Origin of the sequence: Acinetobacter sp. TR11, from assembly GCF_027105035.1 — a bacterium.
GTDB lineage: Bacteria > Pseudomonadota > Gammaproteobacteria > Pseudomonadales > Moraxellaceae > Acinetobacter.
The window spans coordinates 836522-861920 of sequence record NZ_CP114256.1 but is presented as its reverse complement, the minus strand read 5'-3'; the positions used below and the strand labels follow the sequence as shown (position 1 = coordinate 861920).

21 protein-coding genes and 1 other RNA gene are annotated in these 25399 nt (G+C 37.5%); 14 read left to right on the top strand and 8 right to left on the bottom strand.

The window, feature by feature from the left end; translation table 11 throughout:
- The first annotated feature begins 172 nt into the window (after positions 1–172).
- The 7 genes from ssrA to O1450_RS04135 all read left to right on the top strand — a co-directional run bounded on the left by ssrA (position 173) and on the right by O1450_RS04135 (position 7362).
- Positions 173–532, top strand: a transfer-messenger RNA (tmRNA) gene (ssrA, locus tag O1450_RS04170).
- A gap of 176 nt (positions 533–708) precedes the next feature.
- On the top strand, positions 709–1941 hold the full coding sequence (locus O1450_RS04165; protein WP_269229804.1) for a tyrosine-type recombinase/integrase: 1233 nt from the start codon (positions 709–711) through the stop codon (positions 1939–1941).
- A gap of 19 nt (positions 1942–1960) precedes the next feature.
- Positions 1961–2719, top strand: coding sequence for a hypothetical protein (locus tag O1450_RS04160; RefSeq protein WP_269229803.1), 759 nt, complete (start codon positions 1961–1963; stop codon positions 2717–2719).
- Positions 2720–3247: 528 nt separating this feature from the next.
- Positions 3248–3502 (top strand): hypothetical protein, encoded by a 255-nt coding sequence (locus O1450_RS04150; protein ID WP_104492180.1) that lies wholly within the window; start codon positions 3248–3250, stop codon positions 3500–3502.
- A 73-nt stretch (positions 3503–3575) separates the two neighbouring features.
- Positions 3576–4727: a hypothetical protein gene (locus tag O1450_RS04145; protein WP_269229801.1), complete on the top strand. Its 1152-nt coding sequence runs from the start codon at positions 3576–3578 to the stop codon at positions 4725–4727.
- A gap of 175 nt (positions 4728–4902) precedes the next feature.
- Positions 4903–5784, top strand: coding sequence for a hypothetical protein (locus O1450_RS04140; RefSeq protein WP_269229800.1), 882 nt, complete (start codon positions 4903–4905; stop codon positions 5782–5784).
- A 174-nt stretch (positions 5785–5958) separates the two neighbouring features.
- Entirely contained in the window at positions 5959–7362 is a 1404-nt protein-coding gene (locus tag O1450_RS04135; protein ID WP_269229799.1) for a KAP family P-loop NTPase fold protein, read from the top strand.
- 464 nt (positions 7363–7826) lie between these two features.
- Here the strand turns inward: O1450_RS04135 and O1450_RS04130 are convergent, their stop codons facing one another.
- The 3 genes from O1450_RS04130 to O1450_RS04120 form a co-directional block, all read right to left on the bottom strand.
- A complete protein-coding gene (locus O1450_RS04130; RefSeq protein WP_269229798.1) occupies positions 7827–9353 on the bottom strand; it encodes a DHA2 family efflux MFS transporter permease subunit in 1527 nt (508 codons plus the stop codon).
- 6 nt (positions 9354–9359) lie between these two features.
- Positions 9360–10508, bottom strand: coding sequence for an HlyD family secretion protein (locus O1450_RS04125; RefSeq protein WP_269229797.1), 1149 nt, complete (start codon positions 10506–10508; stop codon positions 9360–9362).
- Between the two features lie 266 nt (positions 10509–10774).
- Complete coding sequence (locus O1450_RS04120; RefSeq protein ID WP_004663409.1) at positions 10775–11272, bottom strand: thioesterase family protein; 498 nt, start codon at positions 11270–11272, stop codon at positions 10775–10777.
- A gap of 171 nt (positions 11273–11443) precedes the next feature.
- On the opposite strand from O1450_RS04120, the gene hemB reads away from it, so the two are divergent.
- Positions 11444–12457, top strand: a complete 1014-nt coding sequence (gene hemB, locus O1450_RS04115; RefSeq protein ID WP_269229796.1) for a porphobilinogen synthase — start codon at positions 11444–11446, stop codon at positions 12455–12457.
- A 79-nt stretch (positions 12458–12536) separates the two neighbouring features.
- Positions 12537–13658 carry a glycine oxidase ThiO gene (thiO, locus tag O1450_RS04110; RefSeq protein WP_269229795.1) on the top strand — a complete coding sequence of 374 codons (1122 nt, stop codon included), beginning with the start codon at positions 12537–12539 and terminating at the stop codon, positions 13656–13658.
- On the opposite strand, the gene O1450_RS04105 is transcribed toward thiO, so the two are convergent.
- Positions 13644–14549, bottom strand: coding sequence for a TIGR01777 family oxidoreductase (locus tag O1450_RS04105; RefSeq protein ID WP_269229794.1), 906 nt, complete (start codon positions 14547–14549; stop codon positions 13644–13646). The two genes, thiO and O1450_RS04105, sit on opposite strands and share 15 nt — an antisense overlap.
- Before the next feature lie 72 nt (positions 14550–14621).
- Positions 14622–15071, bottom strand: coding sequence for an ABZJ_00895 family protein (locus O1450_RS04100; RefSeq protein ID WP_269229793.1), 450 nt, complete (start codon positions 15069–15071; stop codon positions 14622–14624).
- A gap of 613 nt (positions 15072–15684) precedes the next feature.
- Between O1450_RS04100 and O1450_RS04095 the strand changes: the two genes are divergently transcribed.
- Positions 15685–16338: a hypothetical protein gene (locus tag O1450_RS04095; protein WP_269229792.1), complete on the top strand. Its 654-nt coding sequence runs from the start codon at positions 15685–15687 to the stop codon at positions 16336–16338.
- Positions 16339–16344: 6 nt separating this feature from the next.
- Positions 16345–16731 carry an SMI1/KNR4 family protein gene (locus O1450_RS04090; protein WP_269229791.1) on the top strand — a complete coding sequence of 129 codons (387 nt, stop codon included), beginning with the start codon at positions 16345–16347 and terminating at the stop codon, positions 16729–16731.
- Positions 16732–16784: 53 nt separating this feature from the next.
- Here O1450_RS04090 and O1450_RS04085 read toward each other — a convergent pair whose 3' ends face one another.
- Positions 16785–17567 carry a crotonase/enoyl-CoA hydratase family protein gene (locus O1450_RS04085; RefSeq protein ID WP_269229790.1) on the bottom strand — a complete coding sequence of 261 codons (783 nt, stop codon included), beginning with the start codon at positions 17565–17567 and terminating at the stop codon, positions 16785–16787.
- A 163-nt stretch (positions 17568–17730) separates the two neighbouring features.
- Here O1450_RS04085 and O1450_RS04080 point away from each other — a divergent pair, with 163 nt between their 5' ends.
- On the top strand, positions 17731–18981 hold the full coding sequence (locus O1450_RS04080; protein ID WP_269229789.1) for an exonuclease SbcCD subunit D: 1251 nt from the start codon (positions 17731–17733) through the stop codon (positions 18979–18981).
- Positions 18982–18990: 9 nt separating this feature from the next.
- Entirely contained in the window at positions 18991–22584 is a 3594-nt protein-coding gene (locus tag O1450_RS04075) for an AAA family ATPase (RefSeq protein ID WP_269229788.1), read from the top strand.
- A gap of 40 nt (positions 22585–22624) precedes the next feature.
- On the opposite strand, the gene O1450_RS04070 is transcribed toward O1450_RS04075, so the two are convergent.
- Together O1450_RS04070 and O1450_RS04065 are read right to left on the bottom strand one after the other, a co-directional pair.
- Positions 22625–23350, bottom strand: a complete 726-nt coding sequence (locus tag O1450_RS04070; RefSeq protein ID WP_269229787.1) for a hypothetical protein — start codon at positions 23348–23350, stop codon at positions 22625–22627.
- Positions 23351–23533: 183 nt separating this feature from the next.
- Positions 23534–24226, bottom strand: a complete 693-nt coding sequence (locus O1450_RS04065) for a YggS family pyridoxal phosphate-dependent enzyme (protein ID WP_269229786.1) — start codon at positions 24224–24226, stop codon at positions 23534–23536.
- Between the two features lie 124 nt (positions 24227–24350).
- On the opposite strand from O1450_RS04065, the gene O1450_RS04060 reads away from it, so the two are divergent.
- Positions 24351–25388: a type IV pilus twitching motility protein PilT gene (locus O1450_RS04060; RefSeq protein ID WP_269229785.1), complete on the top strand. Its 1038-nt coding sequence runs from the start codon at positions 24351–24353 to the stop codon at positions 25386–25388.
- The last annotated feature ends 11 nt before the right edge of the window (positions 25389–25399 follow it).

Sequence of the window (25399 nt, the reverse complement as noted above, 5' to 3'; positions counted from 1 at the left end):
TGCATATTCCGTCTTTGAAGTTCCAATTTAACTAAACCTTAAAAAGCTAATTCTTTAAAGATATGCTATTAATTTATGATTTCAATTAGATTAGTTTTCAACCACAAACCTCAAAGCCTGTAAATTTAGATTTAAATTTTCAATATTTATGCTATGATGTTCGTTCATATATGGGGATGTTATTGGCTTCGACGCTGGTGATGAAGCTCATAGATGCATGCCGAGAGCGCATTTTCTCTCGTAAATAAAATTTGCATTTTAATAGTCGCAAACGACGAAACTTACGCTCTAGCTGCCTAAGGGCAGCTTGTCCGCTTCACTGAATACTTGTGGTCAGTGAACCCGACCGAAGCGCACGCACACAAGTCCGTATAAGGTCAAGCCTCGGGGCTTTATACCAAACTTAGAGGATCGCACCTTGTACCCTGTTCGTCGGGTCGCTTGGTGTTAAAACAATAGACGATATCTAAGCATGTAGTATTCTCGAGTGTAGTGCTGGCGGACGCGGGTTCAACTCCCGCCATCTCCACCAAATACCTAGCTTTATATAACTGAATATGATGTGATATGAAGCGGAAAGGCTTAAATCTAAAGGGTTTAAGCCTTTTTTTATGCCTGTATATAACTGAGCTTAACCGAGTATATGAGTTTGTATCATGTATCACATCGTGTATCATTGATAAATAATTGAAACCACTGTGATACAAAATGAAGCGTTCGGATATTAAAAAGCGCCCTTTATCAGATACCGTATTGGAAAATCTAAAACCTGAAGATAAGGATTATCGGGAGTTAGATGGCAATGGGCTGTATTTCTTTGTACAGAAGAATGGAAACAAGTCTTGGCAATTAAGATATAAAAAGCCTGATGGGAAATGGTCTTGGGTTGGGTTAGGTGGTTATCCTGCGATTAAAGGCAAACTTGCTCGAAAGAAAGCTCAAGAATTATTGAATGACATCGGCAATGGCGAAAATCCTATTGTCAGCAAGCAAGAGCGAAAGATAAAAGAGCTTGAAACCAATAATGCTACTTTTGAAGCTTTAGCTCGTGAATGGCTTGATACCAAGCAAACGCAATGGGTATCCGATACCATGACACGTAACAAAGGTGCGTTAGAGAAGCATATATTCCCAATGTTCGGAAAACGCTTATTTGTTTCTATCCGACCGATTGAATGGATGGAGTATCTAAAGCGCATTCAGCTTGAACAAAAGATTTATGAGCAAGTTAAGCGTATGTGTGCAATGTGTCGTGACATTTATGACTATGCAAAAGTCACTGGTCGCATTGACTACAATCCGCTAGAAGGAATGCAGAAATACCTTATTCAAGGTAAAAAAGAGAATATGGCGCATGTGTCTGAAAATGAATTGCCTGCACTTTTACGAGCTATCAATAATTATCCTACACTAGATAGCCGTATCGGTTTACAACTCTTAGCTATGTTGTTCTGTAGGCCGAGTGAATTACGTGAAGCTAAATGGGAAGAATTTGATTTAGAAAATGCGCTTTGGACTATTCCTGATTTTCGAATGAAGAAACGCCGTGAGCATACAATTCCTTTGCCTACACAGGCAATTGAATTGCTTAATGAACTTAAGAGCATTCATTCAGAATCAGATTTTCTTTTCCCGAGTCGATCAGATAAGAATAAGCCTAAGTCGGATACGGTTTTCATTATGGCATTGCGCCGTCTTGGGTATGAGGGGCGTCAGACTCCACATGGTTTCAGGCATATTGCTAGTACGCTTTTAAATAACCGAGGCTTTGATGAGCGCCACATTGAATCTGCTTTAGCGCACGTTAAAGATGGTGTGGCGGGCGTATATAACAAAGCTCAATATTTAGAAGATCGTGCTCGCTTAATGCAGTGGTACGCTGACTATCTTGAAGAGTTGGCGGATATGAAAGTAATTCAGTTTAGTAAGAAAGTAGGTTGAAAGAGTGTTGGTAAACTTTTTGGATGCTATAACGGAAATCGGTAAAGCCACAAAGCAAACTTCAAATGAATTCACTATCCTACACTATATTAGCAATGGATATTTAGATGTTTTAATTAAGTTTGATTCAAAGTATAAAAATCACTTTCTGCAAGTTAGTCAGTTAGGCGGAGATGATGAATATTTTGTATTAGGAATTGAGAATGATGATCAAAAGATTTATAAAGTAGGCATAGATTCGCTTAATCTGAATGAGCTTCTGAATTGTTTTCAGAAAATTAATGGCAATATCAAGATTGCATCAACGACAGGTTATATGAGGGGCTCTTCTCAGTATGTAATTTTAGATAAACCTTTTAAATCTCTAGATTGTAGTACCATCTCAAAAGATCCAATTGAGTTAGCTAAAGTATTAAACAGCTTTAATTTAGGCTTGGGAATTAATGTCTTAGATTTATTGTTTGATCTAAAACAGATCAAAAATATTCCTTCTCCTGTTCGAAAGCCTAATACTGATGGAATTATAGGTCATACTAAAAAAGCAAGGACAATTAAAGATATAGGTTTGTGGTTTGCTAAGAAAGAAATTAAAAAAAATCCCTTAATAACAAAAAAAGAATTGGGATTTAATGTGAATATTCTTTTGACAAAAAATTTGCCTAGGATTTTAGAAAAGCAATCTGAATTAAAAATTAAGGGGCATGTAACTATCCCTGACCCCGATACAATTCGAAAATGGAAAGAATTAAAAGAATTGTTTGCTGAACATAAACAATAAAATGGCATTGCGTGGGAGCTTCCCACGCAACTAAATTTCCTACATTAAAAAATTATTTCAGAATTCTCACATCAAGTAAGGTGAGAGTTAGCAAATGAATCCCCTCCAAATCTCATATTCAAAAGCATGTCAAATGCTAGATGTGTCGAGAGACACCTTGCGAATGCTCATGCGCAGAGATCCCTCGTTCCCTCGAGCGATTAAATACGGTGAATCAAGACAAGCACCAGTGTTCTTTAGCTATGCCGAATTAGTTGAATGGCATAACAAAAGAAAGGCGCAATCGTGAATTATCAAAATACATGGTTCACAAGACCGCAAGCCTCAGAGTATTTAGCCAAAAAGTTGCCTTTTAAAACTGAGAAGCAGTGGTATTCATTTTTGGCAAATAATCGGACTTCTAAAGAAGTTTACAAGCTTAGGTTCGAGCTAAGAAATAGCAAAGTTGCTTATACCCAATTAACACTTGATGCATTCATTCGAGCATCAACTACTCACACAAAACATTAAGTCCTAAAGGAGATAATCATGGACATGCAAAAACACGTGGCAACAAAGATTGCTTTGACTGTACTTGATAAAGTTAGAGCAACAGATCATTGGCAAGATCTTAATTTGGAAATTAATTGGGAGGAGTTAGAGCACTTAATTCCTGAGCCGAACTTTGATGAATTAATGACGGGATCTCTTAAAGATAGTGAGTCATTTAATCGTCTGTTAGATAAGTTAAACGAAGATGTGGATGCAGAAATTAAAAGGCTTGAGAGTTCTTTGATTGATTAATTAAGGAATATTGATGGCGAAACGGTTCAATGGATTGAACCGTTTTTTTTACTTAAAAAATAGGTTGTGCATTATGTTGAATTTGAAAGTTGGTGATGAATATCAGGCTTTGATGAATCTGTTGTCTCAAATTGATGAAGAGAAACTTACCCTTACGGATTTTTATGCCAAGTTAAATGAAATTCGGTTTGAGCTGAATTTATTAAAAGCAAGGTCTGACCGATGTGAAGAATCGAATCGTGAGAGTGGATTTAGTTTCCATGTGGGTGAGGCGGTGTCATTCGATATATGGGAAGCTTTAGAGCAACGATATGCAGAAAATGCCAAACAAGCTGATGAGTTAGAAACAAAGATCTATTCCAATATTAATAGCTACGATTTTAAGGCTATGAATATTAAGATCAGAGCGAAAGTGGATTTTTTAGATCTTTATTTTGAAACTACAAAACCTTCTACTCGACATGATATTAAAAAGTTTTTAACTGAGAAAACTGGGATTAGACATTACATCAAAGACAGCTTGAATGGCTATGTAATTCGTTTGCATGACATGAATTCGCTTAAGCTTTTAAAGGAACGGCTGAGATGTTTAGATCATTTTGGCTTGCTTCATCAGAGTATGAAAATTGTAGAGTTAGAGGTCGCTTTAGACTTCTACGGATATAAGCATCTAGGGCTTGCTACGGCGCTTCTAAAGTCCCTCAGGCTTCCTAGTACTGCAAATAATTTAAGAGTCTTTAAAACGCAAACAGGCGTATTTGTCCCGATTCCTGTTAATCCGATTGTGCTCCATAGAAAGTTAAAAGATGGTTTCAATATTGGCATCAATCATAGATTAGCTGATGAGTATTGGCATATATACCAAAAGCAGACTGATCAAAATGGTACGCCGTTGAAAGAAAGTGAATGGAGAATTCGTGCGGAGAAGAATATTAAAAAGCCTGTACTCTCACGGATGAATAACTCATTTTCAAACATCAGACAATTGTTGTTGGAGAGCTTTAAAGGGCTTAGATTTACACATCTAAAAGCAGAAGCATCGAGTCATCAAGTGTGTGTCTATATGAACAAAATTGATGTCTATGGGATGGAGAAAGAAGCATATTTGGATTCACAACGGAATTGGAGAAAGTTGGCTCCAGATATAGAAATGAATGCCGAATTGAACAGAATGGTGGTGAATGCAGTTTGTAACTTGGCTAAGAACTTTAAGCATTACTCGTAAAATTGCTGTAGTTAATTTATAGCTACAAGAACGCCGTAGGCTTGTAATGGTAAGGTTCACGGCGCTTTGTATGAAATGATTCTGCCTAATAACTTATATAAGCACTATTCTTATTATTGTTATGGCAAGATACAAATTATTAGATATATACTTTATATTTCAAGTTAAATTTCAAATGGAAAATATGCGTAGACTATTTTTAACTGCGTTAGTCTTGTTGGCAATTTCAAATGTACAAGCTAATGATGCAGGTTTGATTAATACTGCTAAGACACAAATTAAAGATAATATTGATGATCCATTCTCAGCACAATTTAGAAAAGTTCGTGTCGTAACCAATTTAGATGGTAAAAAATCAGTGTGTGGTGAAATCAATTATAAAAATCAGTATGGGGCATACAAGGGGTTTGTACCATTTCTATATGCATACGATAAATTACCATTTATTCGATCTGCTGAATATGGCGCTTTAGTATATATGTATGATCTATATTACGTATCGACTGGATGTGGCGGTAAAGAATTGGAGTTGGCAGAAAAAAGAAAACGAGAAGAGGCGGAGCGTCAAAAGAAACTTAGAGAACAAGAAAAACTTGAGCAAGAAAGGCTTTTAAAACAAAAAAAAGAGGAAGAAGAAAGGGTTAAAAAAGAAAAAGCTGAGCAAGTACGTCTCGAAGATGAACGTCAAATTGAAGCTAAACAAAAATATGAACAAGCAAAAGCAGAAGCTAGGTTAAAAAAAGAAAGTATGAGTAAAATAGAAATTAAACAATATAATGAGTTAGCTACTAAGTTTTGTGATTTTGCCTATGATTATTACGTTAATAGAGTGGCAAATGGATTTGGACATGAGCAAGCTTTTTCTAACATTCAAACGATTCATAAAAATTTGAATCTTGAGCCTGTTGTCGGCACTTTAAAAAGTGTTGAAGAAACTTTGAATAACGGCATGATTGAAATTGAAAAAAATGATTTTATGCAAGGACGATTAAAAAACAATGGAGCATTCTTTCAAGGATTTGTTAAAGGTACTTGTCTAAATAAATATAAGCTTTGATTTAAATGGGAAAGCATAGGGACATGCTTAAACTTAATATTTAGTTAACTATAATTTATCTAAAAGAGTGAAGTCTTATAAAATTAACAACATGGTCTGTGTATACCATTCAAAAAAATTGCGATTTAGATGGATATCTTATACTTTGAGCAATACTTAAAAGGGGGAATAAGAATGAATGTAGCAACTAAATTTATCAAAGATCGTGAGGAAGAAATTACAGTACCATTTCAAGGAGATCTATGGGGACGTAAGCAACTAAGTGAAAAGTTAACTCATTTCATTTCTAACTTGCAATGTGGGGCGACAATTGCATTAGATGCGGAATGGGGTGCAGGAAAAACTTGGTTTGTCAAAAATTGGAAAGCTGGTTTAGAAGCCAATGAGTACAAGGTTATTTATATTGATGCCTTTATGCATGATTTTATGGAAGATCCATTTCTAATTTTATCAATGGAAATCCTTAATGCTGTTAAAGCTGATAAAACTGTTTCGGATGATTTTAAAGAAAAGTTAGTTAGTGCCTATCATGCAATTCTTCCTAATATGCCTATGCTTTTGTGGTCATTAACAATGACATTGATGGGTGCTGGACATTTTAGTTCAACAGTTACACAAACTTTAAAAGATATTAAAGACGGTACGGGAGAATTTGGAGAAAAAGCGGGTGAATTACTAGAAGAAAAGCTAAGAGAACATCTCACAAATTTAGTTGAAGACTATAATAAAAGTAAAAATGAACTTGGTTTTTTTAAAGATGAGCTTACGAAGCTTGTTAAAGATCTAGAAAAACCTTTGGTCTTTATTGTGGATGAACTTGATCGGTGTAAGCCAGAGTTTTCAATTAAACTGATTGAGCGGATTAAACACTTCTTTGATATTCCAAATATTGTTTTTATTCTCTCAACAAATAAGTCTCAATTAGAAGAATCTATAAACAGTTTCTATGGCTTTAGATCAGCAAATAGTTACTTAGAAAAATTCATTGATTTGAACATTAAATTCCCAAAAAGGGAGAGTGGCACTTATATTGAAGTAATTAGAACCTATCTTACTAAATTCGGATTGAGATTAAATGATAATGATATTTTAATTTTATCCGCAGTATTTAATCTTAATTCGAGAGATCTCACTAGAATTCTACAGAAATTAGCTTTAATAAGTAACCATCTTAATCATTCTGTATCTACAGTAATGGCTGTCATTTACTTAGCTATGGAACAAAAATCAATGAATCCTAGCCGAATGTCTGAAAAAGAATTTTTAGATACTTTTATGAATTTATTGACTATTTATGTCAAAGGTCAGTGGTCATACAATTCTAGCAGTTTTGATTTCGCTAATTTGGCAAAGTTTGCAGATCAATATGGGGATAGTCAATCAATTAGAGATGGCTCAGGGTTTTCATATTTACTCAAATATTACTATCTTGAATATACGGATGACCAACTTGATGGACGTTCATTAGAAATGAAAAAGGCATTAAAAGATAATTTGAAAGCTAGTATTTACTATCATGAAACAGATTTTGTGAAAAGTTGGGATAATTGTATAAACTCAGGTTTCATAGTTAATTAAATCGACTTTGTATCACTATATGTATCACATAATTTTTATTAAATTAAAAATATTATAAAATTCAAGTTTTTATGTTTTTAGTTCAATTGACGCCATCAAATTTATATGCCCGAATATGGGGATATATAAGACTAAAAGGCTTGAACTATAATGGTTTAAGCCTTTTTTCTTGCCTATATATAACTGATCATAACTTTATATAATATTGCTCGCCGTGTATCCCTACGTGTATCCTTGAAGAAAAATTGAAACCGCAGGGATACAAAGAAATGAAAAGAGAAGAAATAAAACGCCGCCCCTTACCCAAGTTACGCCTTAAATTTGGCTCAATTAGGGACGCTTTGCATTTCAAATCTTTGTGCAACAAAGCCACTGGACGGTATAAACACTCACATCAGATTTAAATAAAAAACTCGGATGAATCAATCCGAGTTTTTTAAAGAAAAATTGATTATCTATCAAAATTAATGTGGTGCAGGTCCACCCGTAATTGCTTTAGGTTTTGGACTCATCCAAATTAATGCACTCGCAAAAATAAATACAATTGCTAATAACATAAACACATGATTAGCTGAAATTGTAATCGCTTCTTTATCAACTAAATTTGCAATCGTGGCGAGTGTTGCATCAGGTGAAAAACCATTTTGAAGCAACGTATTTTGCACTTCTTGTGGGTGCAAATTATTCACCATTTCACTACGAGCTACTTTCGTGTGATCATCCCAAATTGTCACTGCAATTGAAGCGCCAATCGCCCCTGCCATTGTTCTCAAGAAATTCATTAGACCTGCGGCAGAAGCCATTTCTTGAGCTAAGACAGAACCCATCGCAATATTTGACAGTGGAATAAAGAAAAATGGCACTGCAAAACCCTGCAAGATTTGTGGCCATGCTAACGACATAAAGTCTGCATCTGTAACCCAAAAAGCTCGCATGACCGTAACCACACCCAACAATGCTAATCCAAAACTAGCCAATGCTCTTGGGTCATATTTGGTTGATAACTTCGCAACAATTGGCGACATCGTCAAACTACCAAAACCCATAGTTGCAGTCAGATATCCTGCCCACGTGGCGGTATAACCCAAATTGATTTGCAACCATTGCGGAATTAAAACGATACTGCCAAAGAATGCACCGAAGCCAAATGCCAATGCTGAAACAGAAACGGCAAAACCTCGATGACGGAATACATACAGGTTAACCACAGGATGCTTTTCTGTGAGTTCCCAAATCATGAAAACAATAAAGCCAACAACTGCTGTCAATGCCAAAACAATAATACTAGCACTGTTAAACCAATCTCGTTCATGCCCAAGGTCTAGCATCAATTGTAGAGCACCAATCCAAAGCACTAACAAACCTAAACCAACTGCATCAATTCGTAATTTCTCAGTTTTAGTTTCTGCTACAGACAGCAAGCGGATGGCTGCCAATACACAGAAAATTCCCACAGGGATATTAATAAAGAAAATCCAGTGCCAAGACAGATTATCACTGATTAAACCACCCAAAATTGGTCCAAGAATAGGTCCAATGACAGTGGTCATTGCCCAAAGTCCCATTGCCTGTGCATGTTTTTCTGGTGGAAAAATTCGCATTAACAAGGTTTGGCTGAGTGGCATGAGTGGACCACCACAAAGTCCTTGACCAATACGGAAAAATACCAACATTTCTAATGAGGTTGCTAAACCACATAAAAATGAAAAGATAGTAAAGCCGATTAGCCCAAAAACAAAAACTCTGACTGTGCCAAAACGTCCAGCTAACCAACCTGTGAGTGGAACACAGATCGCTTCAGCAACGGCGTAAGAGGTAATCACCCACGTCCCTTGTGAACTAGAAACAGCTAAGTTCCCTGTAATATGGGGGACTGAAACGTTGGCAATGGTGGTATCTAGCACCACCATAAAGTTGGAAAGTGCAATGACGAATGCGGCGAGCAGTAACCGCCCACCGCTAAGTTCTGCAAAAGGATTCTGCGTTTTCATGGCTGATTACTTCGATGCGAGATCAATGTCCGCTTGCATCGACAACCCTACACGCAATGGATGTTCTGCAAGTTCTTTTGGATCAAGTGTAATACGTACAGGTAAACGCTGTACCACTTTAATCCAGTTTCCTGTCGCATTTTGTGCGGGAATAAGAGCAAAAGCAGCTCCTGTTCCACCCGAAAATCCCTGAACAACACCGTGATAAACAACATCATCACCATAGAGGTCTGAACGAAGCGTTACTTTCTGCCCTGCTTTCACTTTAGCAAGCTGACTTTCTTTATAGTTTGCGTCGACATACAGCGCAGATACAGGCACCACTGACATCATCACAGTACCTGGTGCAACACGTTGTCCAATTTGAATATTCTTGCGTGTCACCACACCATCAACAGGCGCCCGAATAACGGTACGCTCTAAATCAAGCGTTGCTTGCTCAACATGGGCCTTTGCAACCAAAACATCAGGTGTTGATGCTTCATTTGCCCCTTGAATCAATGCTTCATTTGCAGCAAGTGTACTTTCTGCGGCTTTACGGCTTGAAGTTGCTTGCGCCAAACCCGCTTGGGCTAAATCTAAGCTTGCTTGTGCTGTCGATACAGCACTTTGCGCTTTGCTCAATTCCTCTTTAGAAATCGCTCCTGAAGCAGCAAGTTCATTACGACGCTTTAATTCTAAGTTAACTTTATCAAAATCTGCTTGTGCTTTAGTTACTTGTGCTTGTGCACTATTAATTTCATCATTGCGAACCACAACTTGAGAATTTAATGAGCTACTATTGGCTTGACTTTGCTTGTATTGACGCTGCGCTTTTGCCAATTCGGCTTGTGCTTGTGCCAACTGGATTTTGGCGTCACGCTCATCTACACGAACGAGAACATCACCCTTTTTAACTTGTTGGGTATCTTTCACCAAAACTTCAGCGACTTGCCCACTCACCATTGAGGTAATTTGTGCCGTTTCCGCCCCAACATAGGCATTATCGGTACTGACAGCATGATGAAAGAACAACGCCCAAATAGCATACAAAATTGCTGCAAGGATAAGAATAAGTGCGAAAAATCCTAAAAACTTTTTACGTTTTGCTTTCATTGCATCATCTGATGCCGAATTAGCAGCAATATCTTGTTGATTAGCTTGGGCGTCAGTCATATGTTATTCCTGAAAATTAAAGGGATTTTTAACTTTTGGTTTAATCAGCCGATCAGTCTAGTTTTTTTAACTTAACCAATTGTTAAAACCTAAGATCAAAATACAAACAAAAATTTAAATCGCATTTTAACGATAAAAAATCATATGACGAGAATAAAAAAAATAACTGATGCGTTCAATTCTTATATTTTGATAATTATTTTTACTTCACTTTCATTTAAACAATAAAAAAGCGTCAAAAGACGCTTTCATATCGAACACTATACTTAAAAGGCGTAAGAAGCGATTGCCGTTGCAATTGGTTTAGCTTCATCATTGAGCATCGTCATACGCATGGTACAGCCTTTACGTCCTAAGCGTAATGTTTCCGCACGCGCAGTAAAAAACTGACCACGACCCGGAGCAAGATAATCAACACGCATATCTACAGTTGCTAAACGCGATACTTTCTTAATCGTGTCAGGTAAATCTTCAGGGGTTGCACGGCGATAAAGTTGTTCCATTGCAACCACGCCACCAATACTATCCAGCAATGTCGCAGCAACACCACCATGCAAAATTTGGAAGGCTACATTACCGACCAACTCAGGCTGCATCTCGATATAACCTTCAATTTGATCATCAACAACGCGCATGCTCATGCCACAATGCTTAAAAAATGGTGAAGAATTAAATGCTTTACAAAGCTGCTTTAATACCACGTCATGATCGGCTTTAGCACCTAACTGAATATTGCCTGTCCAGTTTTTCTTTACATCATTCATACGCTGTCTAAATCCAAAGGAACGATAAACATCCCATTATTTTGTACAAATCTAAAATTATGGGGCTACAATAGCGAGGATATTTAATTGAACTTAGCCGCTAAGCTCTCCCTAGCATGACTTAAATATTTCAATTATTCCTATAGTGTAATACTGAACATCGAGATTGTTATGACTTATACGTTCAATCGTCCCGCTTTTCCCGCGACTCGCATGCGCCGTATCCGTAAAAATGACCAACTTCGTGCCATGGTCAGTGAAACACAACTCACAGCTAATCATTTGATTTATCCAGTATTTGTATTACCGGGACAACAACAAACTCAAGATATTCCAAGCATGCCAAATGTGCAGCGTCTATCTGCTGATTTATTACTCAAAAAAGCAGAAAATTTGCTCGAACTCGGTGTTTCAAAGCTTGCTTTATTTCCAGTAACGCCACAAGAAGACAAAAGTTTAACGGCGGAAGCTGCATGGCATGAAAATGGTTTGGTTCAAGCCACTTGTCGCTTACTGAAAAAAGAATTACCAGAAATGGTATTGATTACCGATGGCGCACTTGACCCTTATACCACACATGGTCAAGACGGTATTATTGATGAAACGGGTTATGTTTTAAATGATGAAACGGTTGAATGCCTAGTCAAACAAGCCTTAAGTCATGCGCAAGCAGGTGCTGATGTTGTTGCTCCTAGTGACATGATGGATGGACGCATTGGTGCGATTCGCCAAGCACTTGAACAAAATGGTTTTATCTATACCAATATCATGGCGTATTCAGCAAAATATGCTTCAAGCTTCTATGGTCCTTTTCGTGATGCAGTGGGTTCAGCAAGTAATTTAAAAGGTGCAAATAAATATAATTATCAAATGGATATCGGCAATCGTGCCGAAGCATTACATGAAATTGCACTTGATATTCAGGAAGGTGCAGATATGGTGATTGTAAAACCGGGCATGCCTTATCTGGATGTCGTTCGTGAAGTGAAAGATACCTTCGGCGTGCCGACTTTTGTCTACCAAGTCAGCGGTGAATACGCCATGCTTGCAGCAGCGATTCAAAATGGTTGGTTATCTGAAAGCGTGATTTTAGAGTCATTGATGTGCTGCCGTCGTGCGGGTGCAGATGGTATTTGGACCTATTTTGCCGAAGAAGCAGCGCGTAAACTCAAAGAGATGAGATAGCAATCTCCCTTGCTGAGCTAAAACACTCCTCACCTCTTTAATATCAAAGAGGTGAATTTTTAAATTGGTTTAATTTTTTATGCATATTGCCATTATTGGTGCGGGTATTAGCGGCTTGATGTCAGCGTTAGAACTTGCTGAACAAGGTTGCTCTGTTGATATTTTTGATCAACAACAAGCAGGTCAGGCTGCCTCATGGGCAGGCGGTGGAATTCTTTCCCCGATGTACCCGTGGCGATATGCACCAGAAGTCAACCAACTTGCACAATACGGTAAATCGCTGTATCAAATGTGGAATGAAAAACTTCTGCCTATCACGGGAATTGATTTTCAAATCCACGACACAGGTATGTTGATTTTTGATCAAGAAGATTTTGAAGTTGGACTCAATTACGCATCAACTCATCATGAGCCAATGCAGCAGTGTGATTTGTTAGATCGGAAACAACTTGAAGCAGTAAATCCTCATATTTCAGAACAATTTGAACAAGCCATTCATTTCCCACAACTGTCGAATGTACGTAATCCTCGTTTATTACAATCTCTCATCAGCTATCTTAAACAGCACCCCTTAGTTCGTTTTTTTGAACACTGCCCAATTGATCAACTGATTGTTAAAAATAAAACAGTACACGGGATACAAGCCCCAAATGGTCAAGTTTTTCATGCTGATCATGTTGTTCTGACCTCGGGCGCATGGAGTCAATATTGGGAAGAACACATACATCGAAAAATTCCTGTGCATCCGATACAGGGACAAATGCTGCTGTTCAAAACACCTGAAAACTGGTTGCCTACCATGTGTATGAACCGTGTGATGTATCTCATTCCACGTCAAGATGGTCATATTGTCTGTGGTTCGAGTATGGCTGACTGTGGTTTTAGTACGGCTGTGGATAAGCAAACACAGCAAGATATTTTAAATGCATGTTTAGACATGGTGCCTGAGTTAAAACAATTCCCCATCGTGAGCCGCTGGGCAGGTTTACGTCCTAGTTCACCTCAGGGCATTCCTTATATTGGTGAAATGCCTGATATAGCCAACTTATGGGCAAATTTCGGACATTTCCGCAATGGTCTATGTATGGGGGCTGGTTCAGCGCAATTGTTACGCCAACTCATTTTAAAACAAGCACCAATTGTTGACCCAAGTGCATATTCACCAAGTCGTTTGAAGAAAAAAAATTTAGTGATCCAATAATATTTCAGTTAAGGCTTGCTCTAAATTTGGATACTGAAATTTAAAACCATGACTGCATAATGCCTGCGGTATTACATATTGGCCATTTAAAATTAATTGTGATTGTTCGCCTAAAGCCATTTCAAAGGCACATTTAGGCATCGAAAGTAAAGGCTTACGTTTGAGAATTTTTGCAGCAACTTTAACAAAAGCGTGCTGATTTATTTTTTCAGGTGCGACTAAATTATATACTTTTTGCGAAGCCTCAAGCTGCATCAAAAAATGGATAGCAGATAAAACATCTTGAATATGAATCCAAACAATAGGTTGCTGACCTGATCCAATCTTGGCAATCACATTTAATTTGATGGGTAATAACATCTGCGGCAAAATACCACCATTACCAAACACAACACCTAAACGGATAATTTTAGTATTTTGTTGATTAAATTTTAATGCAGTTTGCTCCCAAGCTTGGCAAAGTTCAGACATAAAAATTGCTTGCGGAGGCATATTTTCATCACAAACATCCACCCAATGCTCTTGAGGATCAATACCATAATAGCCAATTGCTGAGCCAGAAATAATACATTGGGGGAAAATACTTTTTTGCTGTAACCATTGATAAAGCTGTTCAGTCATATCAACTCGGCTTTGTATCAGTTGTTTTTTTCTTTGATTAGTCCAGCGTTTTTGACCAATATTTTCACCAGCCAAATTGATCACATAATTAATTTCAATGACTTTGATTTCATCTAAATCATTCACCCATGTTAAATCTGAATCATAAGAAGCTTTATTTTTTTGTCGTGTCAGTGCAATCACTTGAAAATTATTTTTCAATAGAAAAGGTAAAAGATGAGAACCAATAAACCCACTTGCACCTGTCACCAATACCGTCATTTTTTTCATGGATTGATCTATCAAAAATGAATCTTATTAAAAGTTTTAGCAGAATACAGGTGAATTACAAGTGAACTTTACTCATACCTTAAACATCTTGTTCGCCATCCGTTGTGCTTGTGCGCCATAAAACCAATATGTAATTAAAAATAACGGTGCTGCAATCATCAACCAAATTGCAACGACAGTAATTAAAAACATGGGTTGCTTGAAATATAAAATAAAATTTTGCCAAACGTCGGGATCTTTACGTGCAAAAATAAACAATCCTAAAAGTAAGCTACATGCATTGTAACCCCAAAAAATGAGGCTAAATCCAAGGCTTAATCGTTTCTTTTCCGAGAGGGTTGGTGCGCGATGTTGTTTTTTTAGAAATTTGAATAAAACAAAAATCATTGCAATTAAATAAGGAATAGCTGTAAGCACTCCTCCAATGCTATTAGGTAAAATTGCAGCGATGACTCCAGCGATTAGGCTAGAAATCAAGCACACAATAAAAAACCAAAGGTAATACAAACGCAATGAAATCATGTAAATAAACCAAATCTAATCTACTTCAAAAATAATTATAAATTTTTTTCACTTTTTTTTCATTTTTATGTCAACCAATCCACACCTAGCAGCGTTATATAGGGTACAAGGTCGCAGCAACCGAATGTTCATTGCACGGCATCCGCAATATTTTTCGGTGACCTTTCATTATGACTCTCCATCTTTAACAATGGCTTTGTTAGCAGCCAAAGCCGTTGAAAAAGATTTTGACCGACGATTTATCATCACTCGAATCGTCGGTTTTTATTTTTTATAATGCTCAAAAATAAAAGAATCAGAATATAAACCATGTCATATCTATTGAAATTCAATTTTCAAGTTCACAATGCGATCCACATCTGTGTTCAGTTAAGACTATTAGGAAAATAGAAAATCTTTCAATTGAATATTATCCTATTAAAACAAAAGTGTTCACGACAGTATATTGCAATGCCCGATGCCATACCATCCACTGGGTGCTGTAACTGTTATTGGCAAAGCTATTTCCTGAATTTAGATCATCACGTCTTTGCTCGATATGAAATTGATGAGAATGCAAAATGACAATGCTATACTAAAATTCATAAAATTAAGCAAGTTAAGCACTATAAAAATGAAATGTCCAAACTGTCAGGTTGACGTTGTAAATGAAAATATCAATATCCAAACGGATATGGGGAAATGCCAAGTTTGCAATCATATTTTTCGTGTTTCTGAAAATTTTGATACGCCAACATATGCGTTTGATATCAATCAACCACCACGTGGTACTTGGTATAAAAACAATCTGCAAGAAATAAAATTGGGTGCAACACTAAGAAGCCCGATTGCCTTCTTTTTAGTACCCTTTATGTTGATTTGGTCTGGTGGCTCATTGGGTGGCATTTATGGTACTCAAATCGCAAAACAACAATTTAGCCTTTTACAAAGTTTATTTGGTATCCCCTTTCTGATTGGAACCATCATTTTTGGTTCACTTACACTGATGATGCTATTCGGTAAAATCGAGCTCACCATTAATCAACAAGGTGGACGTGTTTTTACTGGAATTGGCAGAATAGGAAAATCAAAATACTTTAATTGGCATGACGTTAGTCGAATTAGAGAAAACCGTTCAAAGAACTCATCCAATAAACAGCAAGCTCAAATTGTCATTGAGGCAAATCAGCCTATCACATTTGGTCTTGGACTCTCTCCAGAAAGACACCACTACCTATTTCATGCATTGAAAAGAATACAATCACAATATAAACCTGAGCGAAGATAAATCGTTATGCCATTCCCAATAGACAAACAGTATATAACTGCGGCTGAACAAGTATTGAATCTTACTTTTCCTACATCGTTTAAAAATAAAATGATGATTGAAAATGGTGGTGAATTATTTCTTGCAGAAGATGATTGGCAACTTTTTCCATTCTTTGATGAGTCTGATCAAAAAAGAAAAATGCGTACATGCAACCATATTGTTCATGAAACCAAACTTGCAAGAACATGGCATGGCTTCCCTGAACAAGCAGTTGCTTTCGCTCACAATGGCTGCGGTGATTATTTGATTTTTCTTCCAGAAGCTTTCAATCAAAATGTATTGGCAGAATCCATTTTCATTTGGTTTCACGAAACAAATGAAGTGGAACAGATCACGACTTCTTTCTTCTGATTTTTAGAAATATTTACCGACAATTCACAATGACATGAATTGTCGGTTTATTTTTATTGACCTTTAAACTGTGGTGGACGTTTCTCAAGCATGGCACGTACGCCTTCTTGAGCATCTTGCGATGCAAATAATGGCTTAAGGTAACTGTCCATATTCTGAAATGCAAAAACCTCTCCCTGAGTGACCGCATCAGTTGCTGAAGCCAACAATGCTTGCAATGCAAGTGGCGCAGCAATACAAATTTCTTGTGCAATCTCAATAGCGCGATCAAGCTGCTTACCTTTTTCAACAATTTCAGATACGAGATTCAATTCATTGGCTTTCTGAGTATCAAAGGTTTTCCCTGTCAATAAATATGGCATGGCTTTTTGCCACCCTGCTGCCTGCACAAAACGTACGGTTGCGCCACCAAAAGGCATAATTCCACGTAGCACTTCAAGCTGACCAAAAATCGTGTCTTCGCTAGCGACGACGACATCTGCATTCAACATCAATTCGACCCCAGCGGTATAACAAATCCCTTGCACAGCTACGATCACAGGTTTAGTTCGATGCCGACCACCGACACCCCAAGGGTTAATTTGACCTTCTTCGAAACTAAAAATTCCTTGAGGGATTTTGGGTTGTAATTCAACAAGGTCTAAACCCGCCGTGAAATGATCACCATGTGCAAAAATGACAGCACAGCGTAATTCAGGGTTATTTTCATATTCGGTTAAAGCTAAAGATAAATCTGCAATCATATGACTATCAAAGGCATTTCGTTTTGCCACTCGGTTTAAGCCAATCAACATAATATGATCAATAATTTCGCGGCTGACTTTTCCTAAGCTCATTTTCTATTTCCTCATTTTATAATGATGTCTTTGATACCAAACTAGTTGATCGTTTAAGAATGATCAAGGCATATCTTGTAGGTATTTTCTACTTAGCGAAGCTCTGCTTTTTGATTGAATCCGTGCTACCTTATTCTCATTCATTTCATCATTAGATTCATTTATGACCGTGCGTTTTTTTCATACGTCTGACTGGCATTTGGGGCAGTTTTTTTATAATCATTCCCGCCACTACGAACATGAACAATTCTTGGCTTGGTTACTTGAGCAGATCAAAGCCAAACAGCCGCATGCATTATTCATCGCAGGTGATGTTTTTGATGTAATCAACCCGAGCTCACAGGCACAAAAACAACTCTATCAATTTCTTGCCGATGCCCATGAGCTTGCCCCACAGATGCAAACCTTAATGATTGCTGGCAATCATGACTCAGGTTATCGCATTGAACAAGTTGAACCTTTATTAGAAAAATATAATGCCAAAACAGTCGGTGTGATTCGTTGGAACAAAGATAAAACGCTTAATTTAGAACGTCTCATTTTGCCGATTTATGATCAACAAAAACAGATTGTGGCATGGTGTATTGCCCTGCCATTCCTGCGTTCAGCTGAAATCACAGGTTTTAATGAACACACCACCAATAGCCAAAATGCGATTGCCTACCTACACCAACAATTAATAGAGGAAGCCAAACGTCGTAAAACCGATGATCAAGCCCTAATCCTGATGTCACATGCCCACATGCAAGGTGGAGAAACTTCGGATTCTGAACGCCCCATTATTATTGGCAATGAAGAAGCGCTTTCGACTACGCTGTTTGATGACAGTATTGATTATGTAGCGCTTGGACATCTGCATAAACCACAAAAAGTACAACATCCCCATATTCGTTATAGCGGCTCACCCATTCCACTTTCATTTAGTGAAATCAACTATAAACATCAAGTGGTTGAAGTCACCATTGATCCTAAAAAAAATGAAGACGCGTTTAGCTTTGAAGCTTTGCCAATACCCCGAAGTATTCAACTGCATAAAATTAAAGATGAACTCACCGTAGTCATGCAACGCCTTCGCAATCTACCAAATGAACCGATCGAAAATCTTGAACAACGTGAATATGTCGATATCGAATATCACACCACGACGCCACCACAGCCCAATTTACGACAACAATTTGAAGATGCATTGCCCAAAGATCGCTATCGACTGGTTCGCATTTCCAGACAATATCTATCCAATGAAAGCAATGCAGAGAGCAAGCAGAGTATTAGCTTAGAACCTCCGACACCCGAAAAACTATTTCAGCAAATTTGGGAGAAAAAGGGCTATCACGCTGATGATGAAGTGACCAAAGACTTTTTAAGTCTCGTTGCTGAAGCACAGAAAAAACTTGAAGATGACCAAACTGCTTAAGGATTTGCCGTGAAAATTTTATCAATTCGACTTAAAAATTTGGCATCGCTTGCAGGTGAACATTTTATTGATTTTGAAACTGAGCTTTTAGCAAATGCAGGACTGATTGCCATTGTCGGAAAAACGGGTGCAGGTAAATCTACAATTTTAGATGCCATGTGTCTGGCGTTATTTAATAAAATTCCCCGCCTTAAAGAAAGTGACGGCAAGCTGTTAGATGTCGATGGTTCTGAACTACTCACAAACTCCCCTTTAACGGTTCTACGTCGTGGAACTGGGCATGGTTTTGCCGAACTGTGTTTTGTGGCACAAGATCAGAAACATTACCTCGCACGTTGGGAAATTAAACGTGCCCGTGAAAATGCCAGTGGCAAATTGCAAAGTGTACAACGCTCACTCAAATGCCTGACCGATGGCGTGGTGATTGCAGATAAAACCAAAGCAGTTGAAGCGCATATTCAACAGATTACTCAACTGAGTTTTGAGCAATTCACCCGTGCGGTACTGTTGGCGCAGTCTGAAGTCACCGCTTTTTTAAAGGCACGTGATAATGAGCGAGGTGAATTACTCGAATATCTGACCAATTCCAGTATTTTTGCCAAAATTGGACAACTGGCTTATGCGAAGACCAAAGAAATAGCTGATCAACGCAAGCAACTGGAAAATGTGCTCGGTCATATTGAAATCCGTTCTGATGAAGAAATTGCCGAATTACAAAGTCAGTTCCAACAGATACAACAACAGGTTCAACAGTTGGAAGCTGACAAAGTTCAGCTCAATCAACAACAACAGTGGTTCGAGCAAAAACAAAAACTAGAAGCTGATATTCAAGATCGTCAGCAAAAATTGCACCTTCAACAACAACATATTGAGGCACTCGCCCCGCAAAAAGCACAATTACACCAACTTGAACGCTTTGCTTCTATTCATCCATATTTCATTCAACATAAGAATTTCAATGCTGATCTTGGCAAATTACAACCTCAATTGCTCAAAGCACAGCAAGATTTCAATACAGTTGAACAGAAATACAATACTGAAAAATTTGCCTTTGAAAAAATAGATACTGAGCACAATCAACTACAACAATTTGAGACTCAGCATCAAGACAAAATTAAATTGGTACGCGATCGTATTGCTGACCGTCGTCTTTTGGGTGAGCAACTTCGTAAAGCTCAAAGTGATATTAAAGAGTTAGAGAATCAACAGATTCCCCATCTTGATCAGGAACAATTAGTTCAAAATCAGCTTAAACAATTACAACTCAGTATTTCTCAACATACGGCGCAGTTAGAAACATCCAATCATTTTGGTTCTTTGGATGATTCCCTTTCAGCACACATCTCTCAAATTCAACGCTTTATTCAAAGTTACGCTCTATTTGAAAAAAATTATGGTGATGTGCAACATGCCAATCAGCAACTTTTGGCAAAACAGAAACAACTTGAAGAAATAACAATACAATTCGGTCAAGATGATGCACTTAATCAAAAAATTACAACATTAGGCATCGAGCGTGATCAGCTTGTACAAAAGTTAAATCAATTCAATGTGATTCAACATCAATGGCACAATTTTCAACAGATTGATGCTGAAAATTGCAAATTAACGAGCTGGGAAAATACGCTAAATCAGCAAATTATACAGACTCAAACTGAATTCAAAACTGCCGAAACGAATTACCAAGAACAAAAAAATGCACGTGAACAACTGCAAAAAATCTTGCAACAGCAACGTTTACTGAATACTAAAAATATTGAAAAACTGAGAGCGGATTTGGTCGATGGTGAACCTTGTTTAGTTTGTGGCAGCAAACATCACCCATATGCTGAAAAGGAAGCTTTTTCTGATGAGTTATTGAAACTACAAGAACAACAAGAGCATCAAGCACTTGAGTTTGAAAAAGTGGCGTTTGAAACTTGGCAAAAGTTACAAACAACATTCACTCAGCAAACAGCATCAATGGATGCCAATTCAAAACAACTGGCTACTCTCACAGCTCAACGACTACAGCTTCAATCTGAGCTTGAACAGCAACTTATAACGCTTCATATCACCTTTGATTTTTCAAAAAATCATGATGTGTTAACTCAAATCATTCAGGCTCAAAAAGAGCATACTCAACAAACTCAAAAACAGCTTGAAGACTGTTTAACTTCACATGGAAATGCTCAAAAGCGACGTCATGAGCTTGTACAATCGATTCAACAAACCACGCAGCATTTATCGAATGTTCAACAAGCCGAATCAAATATTCAGCATATCGTAAGTTTGTTGAATGACACAGAAAAACAAATGTGGATGCAATCTACATTAAATGCCGCAGAACACGTTTCAAACTGCTTGCAACAACGTCAGCTCACATTAAAACAGCGAAATGATCTGAACAAACAACTCGATCAAACCACTCAACAACATCAACAATGTGTACAGCAAATTAAATTTGGTCAGGAAAAAATTCATTCAGCTGCAAAGCATATTGAAAATTTAACCATTGAAGGCAAAAAAAATAGCGATATTGCAATCCAAGTTATTTTTGAAATCACGCAAAATACCGTTGAAAAGCCACATGAATGGTTAGACGATTTTGATCAAAACCAACAACATCTACAAAAGCAATTTAAAAATGCACGTCAAATTTTTGATCAAATCCGACAAGATTTTGAAATTACAAATAATGTACTAAAAGAATGTCTTGCTCATAACTCTCAACTGCAAAAACAAGCTGAGCAAGCGACCACCCATGTTCAGCAATGGTTAAACCAAAATACTGATTTTACATATGCAATATTAGAACAACTAAGTACGATTTCTCACGAGCAAGAACAACAATTAAAACAAGATATTTTAAAAGTTGAACGTACTTATGCGGATCTACAAGCAGGGATGAGAACCGTTCAAGAACAACTCAAACAACACCTTGAACATCAACCTGAAATTGCATTTGAAATATTAATTTCTAAGCTCACTACACTTATTGAAAATATGCAAACTTTGGCTGAACAACGAGATCAATATAAAGTTCAAATCGAATTGCATCAGCAAAACTTAGCGAAACAAAAACAATTTGCAGATCAAATCCAACAGATTCAGCAGCAGGAACACCGTTGGAATAAGATTTCCAGTTTAATTGGCGATTCCAAAGGTAAGAATTTCCGTGATTTAGCCCAGCAATATAATCTGGATATTCTGCTTGAATATGCCAACCAACAACTCAGCATGTTGTCCCAGCGTTATACTTTAAAACGTTTGGATAACTCACTTAGTTTGGCGATTATCGACCACGATATGGATGGAGAAACTCGTTCAGTGGCCTCCCTGTCTGGCGGTGAGTCTTTCCTGACTGCCCTTGCGATTTCTTTGGCGATTGCCAATATGGCCTCTGGTTCTATGAAAATCGAATCCCTGTTTATTGATGAGGGTTTTGGGAGTCTGGATGCCTCTTCGTTGCATATGGTGATGAATGCCTTAGACCAACTGCAAAGCCAAGGGCGTAAAGTCATTTTAATTTCCCATATTCAAGAAATGCATGAGCGTATTCCTGTGCAGATTCAGGTGCAACCGATTGGATCAGGTTCAAGTCGGATTGAGGTGGTGGGATAGATTCAATCAACCAAAACATTCATCAATATGGTTGATTTATTTAATTATTTTTATCCGCAGGAAAAGCTTTAGGTGGCGGTGCATATTGAGATGAATCTTTTATGTCATCTTTTGAATCAGGAGATTCAAGTTGATAAATTGCTGTTCCAATAATGCCTGTATTTTGAATTGAACCATGATCCGAATTTGCAGCATAAGCATCTTCAGGCTGACTAAAAGTAAAAGATGCCACTGCGGAGTCGCTCTTACGGAAACCTTCTATCTGAATTGCGCTGTGCGGATGTAATACATAACCAGAATTATTGCGTGAAGCAGTACTTCCATTTAGTACATCCATACCATCTACACTTGCAACCACTTCATAAGTGTTGTCGGTATGATTTTCATATTTTAATTGATAGCTCTGGCCATTTTTACCTGAAAGATAATAATTTTGACCATCTCTATATAAGGGAAGCTCTTGATTATTATCATTAACAACAGAAAAACTAATTTTCCCTGCTGCCAAAGAAATACTATTCACCATTTTGCCTTGGTATTGCTTATTAGCATAACGGACTTGTGATTCAGCAATCGGCTGTTCAGATAAACGCGTCAAATTCACCTCAGTCACATGTGAAGTGACTTCATCTCCCCATTTTGTACCCAGTTTTTCATCTGCCGCAACTTGAGCATTCTGCTCAGTAACGATTTCACTTTCTTTTTTACTGCAAGCAGCTAAAAATAAACATAAAATAAATGAGATTAAGAAATAGATTTTTTTCATTTTAAATTAACCCTAAATTGAGTTCTTATCATTATGAGCAAATAATTTTTAATCGCTTAATATGAGCATCATATAAGTGATCAACGAATTATTCTAAATTAAGCCATTTTTTTCAACAGTGTATAAATCTTATATAATTGTAATTACTTCTCTATTCTCTGAACTAAAGAAGTAATTAACTCATTATGAAATATTTGAATAATCCCGTGCACCAAACAATGCTGTTCCTACTCTGACCATAGTTGAACCTGCTGCAATCGCAGCTTCAAGATCGGCAGACATGCCCATACTCAATGTATCCCAGTCTTGCGGCTGTGCATGCTGAGACTTAACTTCATCAAATAAGGCTTTGGCATCGATAAATGCAGAATAATTTTCAGGTGCAGGAATCACCATCAATCCACGTAAACGGATATTTGGAAGCTGACTGATTTGATGAACCAATTCTAAAACCTCATTTGGTTGGCAACCATCTTTAGAATTTTGCCCATCAATATTTACCTGAATACAGATATTTAATGGTTTTTGATTTTCTAAACGTTGGTTGGATAAACGTTCTGCAATAATCAAACGATCAACTCCATGCACCCAATCAAATGTTTCTGCTAAATGCTTGGTTTTATTGCGTTGTACATGACCAATAAAATGCCATTCAATATCTAAGTCTTGTAACTCATCAATTTTATTCAAGGCTTCTTGCAAATAATTTTCACCAAAACAACGCTGACCAACAGCATACATTTCTCGTAAGGTTTGGCTCGGATGAGTCTTTGAAACAGCCAACAATTGCACAGTAGAAGGATCACGTTTTACCAGCTGGCAGGCTTGCTCTATTTGATTTAAAACAGATTGACGGAATTGCTCAGATTTATTCATTGACACAGTTCTCACTTACAAAATCTTTTTTTCTCTCACATTCTATAATATGTTGGTAACACAGAGTGAAAGCCGTATATTATTCTATAAAAGAATGAGGCATTTTGATTGTTTCGGGGAAATCATGGATATTACAGAATTATTAGCATTTGCAGTTAAAAACGGTGCTTCAGACTTACATCTTTCATCAGGTATGCCACCAATGATTCGTGTCGATGGTGAAGTTCGTCGTATTAATTTACCAGCACTAGAACATAAAGATGTACACCGCTTAGTGTATGACATCATGAATGATAAACAACGTCGTGATTATGAAGAAGATCTCGAAACTGATTTTTCATTTGAAGTGCCTAATATTGCACGTTTCCGTGTGAACGCATTCAACCAAAACCGTGGCGCTGGCGCAGTATTCCGTACCATTCCATCTAAAGTTTTAACCATGGAAGACCTTGGTTTAGGTTCAATTTTTAAAGAAATTTGTGATTATCCACGTGGTATCGTTTTGGTTACAGGACCTACGGGTTCTGGTAAATCAACGACGCTCGCTGCGATGATTGATTATATTAATGAAAACCGTTATGACCATATTTTAACAGTTGAAGACCCGATTGAATTTGTACACCAATCTAAAAAATGTTTGATTAACCAACGTGAAGTGCATCGTGATACTCATGGTTTTAATGCCGCACTTCGTTCTGCGCTTCGTGAAGACCCAGACATCATACTTGTCGGTGAGATGCGTGACTTAGAAACCATTCGACTTGCGTTAACTGCGGCTGAAACAGGTCACTTGGTTTTTGGTACCCTACATACCACCTCTGCAGCTAAAACCATTGACCGTGTCATCGACGTATTCCCTGCCGAAGAAAAAGATATGGTTCGTGCCATGCTTTCTGAATCACTACAAGCCGTTATTTCTCAAACATTATTGAAGAAAAATGGTGGTGGTCGTGTTGCAGCGCATGAAATCATGATTGGAATTCCAGCCATTCGTAACCTTGTACGTGAAAATAAAGTAGCTCAGATGTATTCTGCCATCCAAACGGGTGCAAACTACGGTATGACTACACTTGACCAAAGTCTTAAGACCTTAGTTTCAAAAGGCGTTATTAGCCCTCAAGTTGCACGTACTGCAGCAAAACAACCTGAGTCATTCCTATAATAATAAACGGA

Bases quoted from the DNA above. Each gene is read 5' to 3' on its own strand.
- O1450_RS04065 (WP_269229786.1), bottom strand. From the start codon at position 24,226: ATGAATAAATCTGAGCAATTCCGTCAATCTGTTTTAAATCAAATAGAG.
- O1450_RS04130 (WP_269229798.1), bottom strand. From the start codon at position 9,353: ATGAAAACGCAGAATCCTTTTGCAGAACTTAGCGGTGGGCGGTTACTG.
- O1450_RS04140 (WP_269229800.1), top strand. From the start codon at position 4,903: ATGGAAAATATGCGTAGACTATTTTTAACTGCGTTAGTCTTGTTGGCA.
- O1450_RS04135 (WP_269229799.1), top strand. From the start codon at position 5,959: ATGAATGTAGCAACTAAATTTATCAAAGATCGTGAGGAAGAAATTACA.
- O1450_RS04090 (WP_269229791.1), top strand. From the start codon at position 16,345: ATGCCATTCCCAATAGACAAACAGTATATAACTGCGGCTGAACAAGTA.
- O1450_RS04070 (WP_269229787.1), bottom strand. From the start codon at position 23,350: ATGAAAAAAATCTATTTCTTAATCTCATTTATTTTATGTTTATTTTTA.
- O1450_RS04120 (WP_004663409.1), bottom strand. From the start codon at position 11,272: ATGAATGATGTAAAGAAAAACTGGACAGGCAATATTCAGTTAGGTGCT.
- O1450_RS04105 (WP_269229794.1), bottom strand. From the start codon at position 14,549: ATGAAAAAAATGACGGTATTGGTGACAGGTGCAAGTGGGTTTATTGGT.
- O1450_RS04085 (WP_269229790.1), bottom strand. From the start codon at position 17,567: ATGAGCTTAGGAAAAGTCAGCCGCGAAATTATTGATCATATTATGTTG.
- O1450_RS04080 (WP_269229789.1), top strand. From the start codon at position 17,731: ATGACCGTGCGTTTTTTTCATACGTCTGACTGGCATTTGGGGCAGTTT.
- O1450_RS04150 (WP_104492180.1), top strand. From the start codon at position 3,248: ATGGACATGCAAAAACACGTGGCAACAAAGATTGCTTTGACTGTACTT.
- O1450_RS04125 (WP_269229797.1), bottom strand. From the start codon at position 10,508: ATGACTGACGCCCAAGCTAATCAACAAGATATTGCTGCTAATTCGGCA.
- O1450_RS04165 (WP_269229804.1), top strand. From the start codon at position 709: ATGAAGCGTTCGGATATTAAAAAGCGCCCTTTATCAGATACCGTATTG.
- O1450_RS04100 (WP_269229793.1), bottom strand. From the start codon at position 15,071: ATGATTTCATTGCGTTTGTATTACCTTTGGTTTTTTATTGTGTGCTTG.
- hemB (WP_269229796.1), top strand. From the start codon at position 11,444: ATGACTTATACGTTCAATCGTCCCGCTTTTCCCGCGACTCGCATGCGC.
- O1450_RS04145 (WP_269229801.1), top strand. From the start codon at position 3,576: ATGTTGAATTTGAAAGTTGGTGATGAATATCAGGCTTTGATGAATCTG.
- O1450_RS04095 (WP_269229792.1), top strand. From the start codon at position 15,685: ATGAAATGTCCAAACTGTCAGGTTGACGTTGTAAATGAAAATATCAAT.
- O1450_RS04060 (WP_269229785.1), top strand. From the start codon at position 24,351: ATGGATATTACAGAATTATTAGCATTTGCAGTTAAAAACGGTGCTTCA.
- thiO (WP_269229795.1), top strand. From the start codon at position 12,537: ATGCATATTGCCATTATTGGTGCGGGTATTAGCGGCTTGATGTCAGCG.